The following is an 11,788-nucleotide window of genomic DNA, read 5'->3' as shown; positions in this document are numbered from 1 at the left end:
GACGGCCGGGTCTCATTCTCCAGTCGGAGCGATCACTGTGCCCAGGCTTTCCAGTCGGCTTCGTGGGCGGCGATCCAGGCGGCGGCGACGTCCTCCGGCGTCTTGCCGCCGAGGTCGATCTCGCCGCTCATCTTGTTGAGCTCGTCGGTGTCGACCGTGTAGGCCTTGGCCACCTTGTAGGCGACGGGCCATTTGTCCTTCATGCCGTTCCAGGCATATTTCCAGATCTCGCCATGCGGCTTGCCGCAATCATATTTGGCATCGGGATTCGTGCCCCATTTCGGGTCGCTGTAGCATTCGGGCGTGTATTCGGGGAATTCGACCCACTCGCCCTTGTATTTGGCCGGCGCCCAATGCGGCGAATAGATCCACAGCATGATCGGCGCCTTGCGCTGGTAAGCGGAATCGAGCTCCGCGAACATCGCCGCGTCGGTGCCGGCGTGGATGACGGTGAATGGCAATTTGAGTGCCTCGACGCGCTCGTCGTCAAAACCCTCCCAGGTCACCGGACCGCCGAGATAACGACCCTTGGGCGCCGTCTCGGCCGTCGAAAAGGCCTCGGCGCATTTCGGATCCTTCAGCGCTTCCCAATTGGGCAGGCCCGGGCATTTCTCCTTCATATATTCGGGGAACCACCACTCTTCCTTGGCCTTGGGGCCGAGCTTGCCGAGGCGCTCGGTCTGGCCGGTGGCATCGGAAGCCTTCATCGCCTCGCCGGCGGTCGTGTCCCAGAATTCCAGGCCGACATCGAGGTCGCCATTGGTGAGACCGGTGGTCAGGCTGGAGAGGTAATCGGCGGTCGGATATTCGACGGTGTAGCCGAGCTTTTCGAGAATGCCGCCGAGAATCTTGGCGTTGAGGTTGACGCTGGTCCAGTCGAACAGCGCGATCTTGATGGGGTCGTTGGATTCAGGGGCTGCGGCGTGGACGGAAAGCGTTGGCAGGCTCAGTGCCGCGAGCGCGGCGGCGCCCAGGGACAGTTTAGAAACTCTGCTCCGAAATGACATGCTTGTTCTCCTTCAAGCTGTGACGGTTATCGTTCGTTCCCTTCTTGCGTCTTTCTGCCCTTGTTGGGTTTTTTCTTGATTGTGTTGGAAAGACCTGCCTTTGCGCAAGGCCGTTTCCGCCATCGCGCGGCCAAAACCGGCGCAGGCGGGATTGTGCTGAGTTTTTGATTTGCGGAAATGGTGCTGAGAGGGTCGGCGTCATAGCTGCCGACGCATCGCTACGACAGCGATCACCTGCCGGTCGATTGCCAGCCTTATGGCGCCCTGCAAAATGCGAGCCATCAGGGTCCCCTGACCTCGGCTATCGGCCCGGCAAGCCCCATCGCCAGGACGGTTTCATGGGATGAAATTATATATACCAACGTTCATCGCGCGCAACGACTAAGGCTTTGCTGGATGCATAATTCGGACCGCAGGCGAGGTCGCACCCAACCCACCTGCCGAGCCACCTTACCAGCAGACGTAGCCGCCATCGACGATCAGGTCGAGGCCGGTGACGAAGCTCGACGCGCGGCTGGCCAGGAACACGGTCGGCCCGACCATTTCCTCGGGCGCCGCCATGCGCCCCATCGGCGTGTCGCGCTTGAAGATCTTTATCTCTTCCGCCACCTCCGGCCGCTTGTTCATCGGCGTCAGCGTGTAGCCCGGGCTGACCACATTGACGCGCAGGCCGCGGTCGGCCCACTCCATGGCGAGGCTCTTCGACATGTGGATGACGGCGGCCTTCGAGGAATTGTAATGCGCCTGCGTCAGCCCGCGATTGACGATGGTGCCCGACATCGAGGCGATGTTGACGATCGAGCCCTTGCGCCGCGCCAGCATCTTGCGCGCTTCGGCCTGGCAGGACAGGAACACGCCGGCGACATTGACCTCGTGCACCTTCCGCCACGTCTCCAGGGCCATTGTCTCGGCCGGCTCCGATCCGGCGATGCCGGCATTGTTGACGGCAATCGTCAGGGCGCCGAGTTCGCTCTCGACGCGGTCGGTCGCCGCCGCGAGATCGCCCTCGGACGTCACCGTGCCCGTCAGCACCAGCGCCTTGCGCCCAAGCGCGGTGATACGCTGTGCGGTCTCCTCCAGCCCGCCCTTCGATGCATGGCCGAAACAGGCGACGTCGGCGCCGGCCTGCGCCAATCCGATCGCGATTGCCTGGCCGATGCCGCTGCCGGCACCGGTAACCAGCGCGACATCGCCGTCCAGCTTGAAAAGATCCATCGATAGCCCTCCCTGCTTCAGGGAGGGTATGCGCTGTCCCGCGTTCCGATCAAGCCTTCAGCGCGGGCATGGCGACACGGCTAGAAATAGCCGTCGGAGGCGGCCGTGGCTTCTTTCGGGATCTCGACGCCGTCGACCAGGATCTTGTCGACCAGTTCGTGATGGAAGCAGACCAGGCCCTTGATGCGCTCCGCCTCATGCACCGGCTCGGGATAATACCAGACGAGGTTCTCGTGGCGCTTCTTGCCCGTCGTCACGTGATAGTAGTTGGAGATGCCCTTGTAGGGGCAGCGCGAGATGTAGCGGCTGGGCGCGAACATATCGAGCCGCGTGTCGGAGATTGGCAGATAATGGCGTACCGGATGGCCGGTCTCGAACAGGAACACGCCGCGCCGTGAATCGGCGACCTGCTCGCCGTCCAGGATGACCTGCACCCGCCGTGAGGACGGCAGGCAGTCGACCCGCCGGAACGGGTCGCGGGCGTGGACGAAGATCTCCTCGTCCTCCTCATACCAGTGCGTCATCTTGGGCCAGTAGAAGGACATGTAGTCCGCGATCGGCGGACAGCCCTTGACCGGGTCGAGATAGCGCCAGGCGGCATCCTCGACCAGCGTGATGCCGGTGTTGAGCGAGTAGTGCGTAGCCAGGCCCTTGAACGGATCTTCCGTCGTCGTCCTGCTCGGCAGCAGGAACTCCTCGCGCACGTCACTCATCGGGAAGTAGTAGACCGGCAGGTGATCGGATTCGTAGAACACCAGCGCCCTGGTCGTGTCGGCGACGATCATCGATCCCACTTGCACGCGCAGCCGCTTCTGCATCGGCATGGTGAAGGCGACGTAGCCGGGCTCGAACTCATACTGCACGATCGTGTCGAGCAAGGGAAAATGCGGCCCGCGGCCGCGCAAATGAGGCTTGCGAATGGTAGTCTCCCGTTTCTTTTCTTTTGTCATCGAGTGTTCGCGCAAAGCGAGATGGAGCTGGATTGAGTCATCGTATCGGAGTGGGTTTCCGGGCGGCGGGCTTCTCCTGAGTCGAGCGGCTCGAACAATGGCCCCCCATCGCCCTTCGCAGCCCGCTGGCGGATAGCCTCGCCGCCCGAAATCAGAAATTGTCCATCCAGCCCCTATCCCAGCGACACCCGGTCGAGCAGCAGGCCGGCGGCGATCGGCGGCAGCCCGCTGACATTCTTGCGCACCGGCACCAGGAGGTCGGGGAAATAGCTGAAGATGACAGGCGTCTCGTCGAGCAGCAGCTTCTGGATGTCTGACGCCGCCGCGCGCTGTGCGCCGATGTCGAGCGCCTTGAGATAGGAAGTGACCATGCCGTCATAGGCTGGGCTCTTGAAATGCGCCGCGTTCCACGGACCGTCGCTGACCAGCGGGCTTTTCAGGAACACGTTCGGCACGCTGCGATGGGCGTAGTCGGTGATGCCGAGCGGGCTGTCCAGCCAGTCCGATTGACCGAACACCGCCTTGCCGTAATATTTGTCCTGGTCCTCGATGTTGAGCGAGACGCGCGCGCCGATCTCCTTGGCGAAGTTCTGGAACAGCTGCGCGTAGCCGGGAATGTCGGAGTAGCGCAGCGTCGTCAGCGTGATGTCGAAGCCGCTGCCGAGGCCCACGGCTTCCATAAGCTGCTTGGCCTTGGCGATGTCCTGGGCGCGCTGCGGCACCGTTCTGTCGGTCGCGGGGAAGGCCGGCGCAAACGGGCTGTCATTGCCGGTCGCCGCCATCCCGCGGCACAGCCCATCCACCAGCTTGGAACGGTCGATGCACAGCGCCAGCGCCTGGCGCACGCGCTTGTCGGTGAAAGGCGCCATGTCGCAGCGCATGTGGAGCTGGCGGTGCGCGGTCGAGGCGACGCGCAGCACGGTGATGTCGGGGCTGTTCAGCACCACTTGGCTGACATCGAGCGGAACGGCGTCGAGAATGTCCACTTCGCCGGCCTGCAGCGCCAGGATGCGCGGCTGGACATCGCCGTAGAATTTGAACTCGAGCCGGTCGGGCAGCGCCTTCTCGCCCCAATAATCGGGGTTGCGGATGAACGTCGCGCCGACTTTCGGCGTGTAGCTCTCCAGCCGAAATGGGCCGGTGCCTTCAAAAGTCTTTTCGTAATCGCCCTTGTAGCTCGCCGGCAGGATGACGGCATTGTAGTTGTCGATCGACACCGAATAGGGAAAGCTGCCGTTCGGCACGTCGAGATGGAAGGCGACGGTGTGGTCGTCGACCTTGCGGGTGCCGCCCTTCGACAGCAGGCCCTTGAACACCGAAAGCGCGTTCGAGGCCCCGTCCGGGTCGGCCAGCCGGTCGAAGGTCGCGACGACGTCGTCGGCCTTGAAGTCCTCGCCATTGTGGAATTTCACGCCCTTGCGCAGCTTGAACGTCCAGACGCTGCCGTCCTCGTTCGGCGACCAGCTTTCCGCCAGCACCGGCTTCAGCGTGAGGTCCGGCTGTGTGACGCAGAGGAATTCGGCGGTCTGGAAAACCAGCTGGTAGCTGCCGCTGTCGTAGTAGGTGACGGGATCGATGGCCCCGCCTGGCGTCGCCACGCCGGCGCGCACCGTGCCGCCCGGCTTGCCTTCGGCGCGGGCTTCTTGCGTGTCGAGACCGGCGGCGGCGACAAGGCTGCCCAAGAACGGCAGCGAAAGGCCGAGAACGCTGCCATGACGCAGGAAATCGCGCCGGTCGAGCCGGCCGGCCAGCAACTCGTCGACAGCGGAATTTTCGATTGCAGTCAGATTCCTGCGGGCGATGTCGATCCTCTCGAAATGCTTCGGCATGGCTGCAATCCTCGCTTGTCTTGGGACAGGCCATCTAGTTCATCGTTGACCGCGAGCGGAAAGCGATATTTTTTGATAGGGGGCATCGGAATTTTCGATGCGGGGAGCCAAGGCATGGACACCGAAAACCTGCGCAGTTTCCTGGAGATTGCCGAGCATGGCAGCTTCACCGTCGCGGCCAATCGGCTGAACCTTGCCCAGTCCACCGTCAGTGCGCGGATAAGAGTGCTGGAGGAGCAGTTGGGGCGACGGCTTTTCATCCGCGACCGCGATGGCATCACGCTGACGCCGGCCGGCCGCCAGTTCCTGCCGCATGCATCCGCCATCACCCGTACCTGGGAGCAATCGAGGCAGGACATCGCCGTTCCCGATGGCTACGAAACACTGCTGCGGCTGACCGCGCCCGCCTATCTGTGGGAGCGCATCACTTCGCCATGGGTCGAATGGATGCGCGCCGAGCGGCCGAACGTTGCGTTGCGGCTCGAGGGCAGTTTTCCCGATCTGGCGATCGATCAACTGGCCGAAGGCCTGCTCGACATCTGCATCCTCTATCTGCCGCGGCCGCATCCCGGCATCGTTTACGAAACGCTGGCCGTCGACCAGGTGGTGCTTGTCCAGCATGCCGCCCAGACGAAGCCGTGGACCGAGAACTACATACTGATGGACTGGGGGCTCGAATTCCGCATCGAGCATGATCGGGCGTTTGCCGGCATGGTCAAGCCGGCCATTTCGGCCGGCCTAGTCTTCATCGGGTTGCAGCACGTGCTGTCGCAGCAAGCCGCCGCCTATCTGCCGCTCAGCGCCGTCAGCGCCCATATCGAGCGCGGCGAAATGAAACGCGTCGCGAACACGCCCGTGTTCCAGCGGCCGATCTATCTTGCCTATCCCAGCAATCCGGCCTCGTCGGATGTGCTCGACGTGGCCTTGGCGGGATTGCGGGCACTGACGAGGGATTGGGCCGGCGAGCAGGGCTTCGCCGAGGGCGACCGGTCCTTCAGCATGGCCGGCCATCCGTGAAGGGCAGGGGCCGTATGTTCGGCTACGCCGGCTCGGTATCGACCGCTGCCGGCCTCTGCAGCCTGGCGAGTTCCGCGTAGGGAATATGGCAGCGGATCGAGTGTCCGGGGCGCGCCTCGGCCAGCGCCGGTTCCTGCTGTTCGCAGATCGGGCCGATCTTGCGTGGGCAGCGCGTGTGGAAGACACAGCCCGGCGGCGGATTGGTGGCGCTGGGGATTTCGCCGTCGAGACGGATGCGTGCCGTCTCGGTCTGGTCGAGCCTGGGCACGGCCGACAGCAGCGCTTCGGTGTAGGGATGATGCGGGCCGGAGAAAACCTCTTCCGACGGCCCAAGCTCCATGATGCGACCGAGATAGAGCACGGCGATCTTGTCGGAGAGGTAGCGCACCACGCCAAGGTCATGCGAGATGAAGATGTAGCTGACGTCTTCCTTCGCTTGCAGATCGGCGAGCAGGTTCAGGATCGCGGCCTGCACCGACACGTCGAGCGCCGAGGTCGGCTCGTCGCACACGACGATGCGTGGATCGCCGGCGAAGGCGCGCGCTATGGCAACGCGCTGTTTCAGTCCGCCCGACAGCTGGCGCGGCTTCACGACCAGATGCCGGTCGGTCAGCCGCACCGAGCGGACGAGGTCGTCGAGGCGCGCCTCGAGCGCCTTGCCGCTCAAGCCCGCCAGCCGCTTCAGCGCGCGGCCGATCAGATGCCTTATCGAATGCGACCGGTTGAGTGCGGAGTCCGGATTCTGGAAGACGATCTGCATCGCCTTGACCTGGTCGTCGCTGCGGTCCCCCAGCCGCGGCGCCAGCGCCTTGCCCTCGAGCTCGATGCTGCCGCCGTCGTCGGGCGGCACAAGGCCGAGCAGCAGCCTGGCGAAAGTGGTCTTGCCGCTGCCGGATTCGCCGACCAGCCCGAGCGTTTCGCCCGGCCTGAGATCGAGCGACACGTCCTTCACCGCGCGCAGCGAATGGCCATGGCTGGCAAAGGTCTTGTTCAGCCCGGCGACCCGCAATACCGGCGCGGCTGCGGCTTTCGGCGCGGCGGGCGCGTCGCTGGGCGTCGCGCGCGGCAGGGATTGCGCCTTCTCGTGATAGTGGCAGCGCGACAGCCGGCCGCCCAGTTCGTAGAGCGGCGGCAACTCGTTGCGGCAGCGATCGGTAGCGAGAGCGCAGCGGTCGGTGAAGGGGCAGCCCTTGATGTCGGCCCCGATGCCGGGCAAAAAGCCCGGGATGGTGTCGAGGCGGCCCTGGTCCTTGCGCTGGCCGCCGCGCGGCAGGCAGCGCAGCAGCGCTACCGTATAGGGATGGCGCGGATCGTTGAAGACGGCCTCCGTCGGCCCTTCCTCGACCAGCATGCCGGCATAGAGCACGCCGACGCGATCGCACATGTTGGAGACGACGGCGAGATTGTGGCTGATGAACAGGATCGAGGCCGACAATTCTTGCCGCAGCTGCGCGATCAGGTCGAGCACCTCGGCTTCGACGGTCGCGTCGAGGCCGGTCGTCGGCTCGTCCAGGATCAGCATCGAAGGATCGTTGGCCAGCGCCATGGCGATCGCCACGCGCTGCTGCATGCCGCCGGAAAGCTGGTGCGGATAGCGTTGCATGACGCTGACCGGATCGGAGATCCGCACCCGGTTCAGCATGGCGATTGCGCGATCCTCGGCTGCCTGCCCCGTTTTGCCCCCAAGCTCGAAGATCTCGGTCAGCTGGCGACCGATGCGGATCGACGGGTTCAGCGCCTTGCCGGGGTCCTGATAGACCATTGAGACGCTTTCGGCTCGCATCTTTCTGAGCGCCTCGGCATCGAGCTTCATGACGTCCTGTCCGTCGAGCGAGATCGCGCCGCCTGATATGGAACCGTTTCGCGGCAGGTAGCGCACGACGGAAAGGGCGACCGTGGATTTGCCGCAGCCGGATTCGCCGACCAGCCCATAGGCCTCGCCTTGGCCGATGGTGAGACTGAGATTGCGCAGCACCGCCCGGTTTCGGCCGGAAACACGATAAGCGACCGACAGGTCGTTGAGGTCGAGTGCGTTCTGGGCCTGCGCCTTCCGGGTCTTGGAGGGTTCAGTCATTGAAGGCTCCATGCACGCCGTCGGCCGCCAGGTTGACGCCGATCACCAGCGAGGCGATGGCGAGCGCGTCGAACAGCACGGTCCACCAGAAGCCGCCGCCGATCATGCCGTAATTGCTGGAAATCGAGAGCCCCCAGTCCGGCGACGGCGGCTGGATGCCGAAGCCCATGAAGGAAAGCGTGGCAACCGCGAAAATGGCATAACCAAGCCGCACGGTGGTTTCGACCAGGATCGGCGGAATGACGTTGGGCAGGATCTCGACGAACATCGTATGCAGCGCACTCTCATGCCTGAGCTGGGCCGCGGCGACATAGTCGAGCTCGCGCTCAGCCAGCACCGCCGAGCGCACGGTGCGCGCGATGATCGGCGCGAAGCTCAGGCCGATGACCACGATGACGGTGGTCTTGGACGTGCCGAGCGCCACGATGGCGAGCAGCGCCACGATCACCACCGGGATTGCCATGAAGGCTTCCAGGATGCGGCTGACGACATCGTCGACGATACCGCGGAAGTAACCGGTGAGCAGCCCGAGCGCCGTGCCGGCCACCGTCGCCAGCAATGTCGCCAGCGGCGCCACGGTCAGGATGTCGCGCGAGCCGACGATGACGCGCGAGAAGACGTCGCGGCCGATCTGGTCGGTGCCGAACCAGTGTTCGGCCGAAGGCGGCGCCAGCGCGTTGATGATGTCGTCGGCGAGCGGATCGTAGGGCGCGAAATGTTCGCCGAACAGCGCACAGGCGACCCAGAACAGCACGATGGTGATGCCGACGAGGAAGGTGCCGGAGCGAAGCAGCGAGGACAAAACCTCCGCCAGGGGGCTGCGCTGGCGGGTGTCGTCCTGTCTGGCGGGACTGGTCTGGACGGCGCTCATTGTTCTGACCCCAGCCGGATGCGTGGATTGAGCACGGAATAGAGGAAGTCGGCCACAAGGGTGGCCACGGCATACACGATGCCGATGGTCAGGATGCCTGATTCCAGCATCGGGAAATCCTTGCCGCGCGCAGCGGTGAAGATCAGCGAGCCGATACCCTGGTAGCGGAACAGCGTCTCGATCACCACGAGGCCGCCGATGAGATAGCCGGTCTGGGTGGCAATGACGGTGATGGTGGGCAGCAGCGCATTGCGCAGCACATGGCGCCAGATCACCGTGCGCCAGGGCAGGCCCTTGAGCACCGCGGTTCGCGTATAGTCGGAATCGAGCGCCTCGATCATGCCCGAGCGCGCCATGCGCGCGATATAGCCGAACAGCACCAGGAACAGCGGCAGCGCCGGCAGGATCAGGTAGTAAAGCTGCGTGAAGAAACCGGCATCACGCGGCCATGCCGCCGAGATCGGCAGCCAGCGCAGCCAGACACCGAAGATCAGGATCAGGATGATGCCGGTGACGAACTCCGGCAGCACCGTCACCGACAGGCCGCCAAGGCTGATGATGCGGTCGAGCGGCCGGTTGAGATTGAGAGCCGCGACGACGCCGCCAAGGATGCCGATTGGCACCACCAGCACGAAGGCGACCGCCGCCAGCTTCATCGAATTTCCCAGCGCATCGATAACGAAGGGGGCGACCGGCGAGCGGAAGATGTAGGACGTGCCCATGTCGCCCTGGACGAAGTTTGAAATCCAGCTCCAGTACTGGGCAAGCAGTGGCCGGTCGACGCCGAGCGAATGGTTGAGCGCATCGACGGCGCGCTGGTCGGCGAACGGCCCCAATATGGCGCGCCCGACATTGCCTGGAAGCACCTGGCCGCCCAGGAAGACCATGATGCTGAGCAGGAACAGCGTGACGAGCGAAAGCGAGACGCGCCGGACAAGGAAGGAGAGAATGGCTAACACTCCCTGAGTAGCCAGCTCCCGTCAGGAAGCTGGCTGTTATAGGATTGGCTTTCCCTTCCGCTCAGGCCTTCGACGCCTTTTCGAGGAACAGCTGCGACATCGCGGTCGGCTGCACGCCGGCCACGCCCTTCGCCGTCGCCGTCAGATAGTCGTAGAAATAGCCGAAGATGACCGGCGTCTCCTCGAGCAGAAGTTTCTGGATCTTGCCTGCCGTCGCCTTCTGCGCTTCGAGATCGAGGGCCGCGATATAGCTGGTCGCCAGCGCGTCGTAGTCCTTGTTCTTGAAGTGCGCCGCGTTCCATGTGCCTTCGCTCTTCAGCGGGGCGGCAAGATAGACGTTCGGCACGCCGCGGTGGCCGTAGTCGGTGATGCCCATTTCCGAGTCCAGCCAGTTCGATTTGCCGAACACGGCGTCGCCGTAATAGGCGCTCTGGTCGAGGATGTTGAGCTCGAGCTCGATGCCGATTTCCTTGACCCAGTTCTGGATGAGCTGGGCGTATTCGGGGATTTCGAGATAGCGCTCGGTGGTCAGCGTCATCTTGAAGCCCTTGCCCGCGCCCGCCGCCTCCATGAGCTGCTTGGCCTGCGCGATGTCCTGCTTGCGCTGCGGCACGCTCGCATCGGTCGAGGGATAAACCGGGGCGAACGGGCTGTCGTTGCCGGCCACGGCGCGCCCCTTCATCAGGCCCGCGACTAGCTTGTCGCGGTCCAGGCTGAGCGCGATGGCGCGGCGCACGCGCGCATCCTTCATCGGCCCGTCGTCGCAGCGCAGGTGCAGTTGCTGGTGCGCCGACGATTTCAGGCTGATGATGTCGATGTTGGGATCGTTGAGCAGCGCCACGCCAGACAGGACAGGCATCTGGTTGATGATGTCGACCTGCCCGCCCTGCAGCGCCAGGATCATTGGCTGCATGTCGGCAAAGAACGTGAATTCGGTGCGTTCCGGCAGCGCCTTCTCGCCCCAGTAGCCTTCGTTCCGGACGAAGGAAGCGCCGACCTTCGGCGTGTATTTGTCGATCTTGAAGGGCCCGGTGCCGTCGAAGCTCTTTTCGTAGTCGCCCTTGTAGCTCGCCGGCACGATGACGGCGTTGTAATTATCGGACGACACCATGTAGGGAAAGTTGCCGTTCGGGGCGTCGAGGTGGAATTCCACCGTGTAGTCGTCGACCTTCTTGCTGGCGCCCTTCGACAGGATACCGGTGAACACCGACAATGCGTTGGACGAGTTGGCCGGGTCGGCGATCCGGTCGATGCTGGCCACCACGTCGTCGGCCTTCATTTCGCCGCCTGAGTGGAACTTCACGCCCTTGCGCAGCTTGAAAGTCCACACCGAGCCGTTGTCGTTCGGCTTCCAGCTTTCAGCCAGCGCCGGCTTGAGCACGAGATCGGGGCCGTCGACGCAGAGGAACTCCGCGACTTGCTGCATGATCAGCAGGCCGCCGGCATCGGCGATGGTGACAGGGTCGATCGTCGCCGCCGGCACGCTGCTTGCGACGCGGATCGTGGCGCCTGGCGCGCCTTGCGCCCGGGCGAGCGACGGCATGGCACCGAGGCCCGCGGCCGTGGTGATGCCGCCCAGCAGCGGCAGCGACAGGCCGAGCAGGCTGCCATGGCGGATGAAGTCGCGGCGGCTGACACGGCCGTCGACGAGACCGTCGATGAGGTGATTTTCGAGCGGCGAGCGATTGCGCCGGATGAGGTCGAGAATGCGATAATTCTTGCTCATGGGTTTGACCCTTTCCCCTGTTTCTTATGGTTGACGAAAATTCGCGACTATACCGTTTCCGGTCGCCAGAGGCCTGTAGACCGGGACTGTAGCACGCGGTTTTGTCCGGTCCATCCAGTCCTTGGCGCGGACGTGCCGGT

9 protein-coding genes are annotated in these 11,788 nt (G+C 64.1%); 1 reads left to right on the top strand and 8 read right to left on the bottom strand.

Annotation, left to right across the window (positions count from 1 at the left end; translation table 11 throughout):
* Positions 1-32: 32 nt before the first annotated feature.
* The 4 genes from FJ986_RS16385 to FJ986_RS16370 form a co-directional block, all read right to left on the bottom strand.
* Positions 33-1,007 carry an ABC transporter substrate-binding protein gene (locus FJ986_RS16385; protein WP_140520852.1) on the bottom strand — a complete coding sequence of 325 codons (975 nt, stop codon included), beginning with the start codon at positions 1,005-1,007 and terminating at the stop codon, positions 33-35.
* A 450-nt stretch (positions 1,008-1,457) separates the two neighbouring features.
* The gene (locus FJ986_RS16380) at positions 1,458-2,222 is read right to left on the bottom strand and encodes an SDR family oxidoreductase (protein WP_140514719.1); all 765 of its coding nucleotides are present in this window, start codon (positions 2,220-2,222) and stop codon (positions 1,458-1,460) included.
* An 80-nt stretch (positions 2,223-2,302) separates the two neighbouring features.
* Positions 2,303-3,172, bottom strand: coding sequence for a DUF427 domain-containing protein (locus FJ986_RS16375; RefSeq protein WP_140497901.1), 870 nt, complete (start codon positions 3,170-3,172; stop codon positions 2,303-2,305).
* A gap of 173 nt (positions 3,173-3,345) precedes the next feature.
* Positions 3,346-5,001, bottom strand: a complete 1,656-nt coding sequence (locus FJ986_RS16370) for an ABC transporter substrate-binding protein (RefSeq protein WP_140520851.1) — start codon at positions 4,999-5,001, stop codon at positions 3,346-3,348.
* A 114-nt stretch (positions 5,002-5,115) separates the two neighbouring features.
* On the opposite strand from FJ986_RS16370, the gene FJ986_RS16365 reads away from it, so the two are divergent.
* The gene (locus tag FJ986_RS16365) at positions 5,116-6,018 is read left to right on the top strand and encodes a LysR family transcriptional regulator (protein WP_140520850.1); all 903 of its coding nucleotides are present in this window, start codon (positions 5,116-5,118) and stop codon (positions 6,016-6,018) included.
* A gap of 22 nt (positions 6,019-6,040) precedes the next feature.
* Here the strand turns inward: FJ986_RS16365 and FJ986_RS16360 are convergent, their stop codons facing one another.
* The 4 genes from FJ986_RS16360 to FJ986_RS16345 form a co-directional block, all read right to left on the bottom strand.
* Positions 6,041-8,092, bottom strand: coding sequence for an ABC transporter ATP-binding protein (locus tag FJ986_RS16360; RefSeq protein ID WP_140675053.1), 2,052 nt, complete (start codon positions 8,090-8,092; stop codon positions 6,041-6,043).
* Positions 8,085-8,963 carry an ABC transporter permease gene (locus FJ986_RS16355; RefSeq protein ID WP_140497909.1) on the bottom strand — a complete coding sequence of 293 codons (879 nt, stop codon included), beginning with the start codon at positions 8,961-8,963 and terminating at the stop codon, positions 8,085-8,087. Before FJ986_RS16355 ends, FJ986_RS16360 begins: the two co-directional genes overlap by 8 nt.
* On the bottom strand, positions 8,960-9,913 hold the full coding sequence (locus FJ986_RS16350) for an ABC transporter permease (protein WP_140498118.1): 954 nt from the start codon (positions 9,911-9,913) through the stop codon (positions 8,960-8,962). The genes FJ986_RS16355 and FJ986_RS16350 overlap by 4 nt, the downstream gene beginning before the upstream one ends.
* Positions 9,914-9,983: 70 nt before the next feature.
* Complete coding sequence (locus tag FJ986_RS16345) at positions 9,984-11,648, bottom strand: ABC transporter substrate-binding protein (protein ID WP_140497911.1); 1,665 nt, start codon at positions 11,646-11,648, stop codon at positions 9,984-9,986.
* Positions 11,649-11,788: the final 140 nt, after the last annotated feature.

It is taken from the genome of Mesorhizobium sp. B1-1-1 (genome assembly GCF_006442955.1).
Taxonomy (GTDB): Bacteria; Pseudomonadota; Alphaproteobacteria; order Rhizobiales; family Rhizobiaceae; genus Mesorhizobium.
The sequence above is the reverse complement of the archived record's forward strand: the minus strand, read 5'-3'. Positions and strand labels throughout refer to the sequence as shown.

What these genes read in the sequence shown, in the direction of transcription:
- FJ986_RS16385 (WP_140520852.1), bottom strand. Translation starts at nt 1,007, where the DNA reads ATGTCATTTCGGAGCAGAGTTTCTAAACTGTCCCTGGGCGCCGCCGCG.
- FJ986_RS16380 (WP_140514719.1), bottom strand. Translation starts at nt 2,222, where the DNA reads ATGGATCTTTTCAAGCTGGACGGCGATGTCGCGCTGGTTACCGGTGCC.
- FJ986_RS16375 (WP_140497901.1), bottom strand. Translation starts at nt 3,172, where the DNA reads ATGACAAAAGAAAAGAAACGGGAGACTACCATTCGCAAGCCTCATTTG.
- FJ986_RS16370 (WP_140520851.1), bottom strand. Translation starts at nt 5,001, where the DNA reads ATGCCGAAGCATTTCGAGAGGATCGACATCGCCCGCAGGAATCTGACT.
- FJ986_RS16365 (WP_140520850.1), top strand. Translation starts at nt 5,116, where the DNA reads ATGGACACCGAAAACCTGCGCAGTTTCCTGGAGATTGCCGAGCATGGC.
- FJ986_RS16360 (WP_140675053.1), bottom strand. Translation starts at nt 8,092, where the DNA reads ATGACTGAACCCTCCAAGACCCGGAAGGCGCAGGCCCAGAACGCACTC.
- FJ986_RS16355 (WP_140497909.1), bottom strand. Translation starts at nt 8,963, where the DNA reads ATGAGCGCCGTCCAGACCAGTCCCGCCAGACAGGACGACACCCGCCAG.
- FJ986_RS16345 (WP_140497911.1), bottom strand. Translation starts at nt 11,648, where the DNA reads ATGAGCAAGAATTATCGCATTCTCGACCTCATCCGGCGCAATCGCTCG.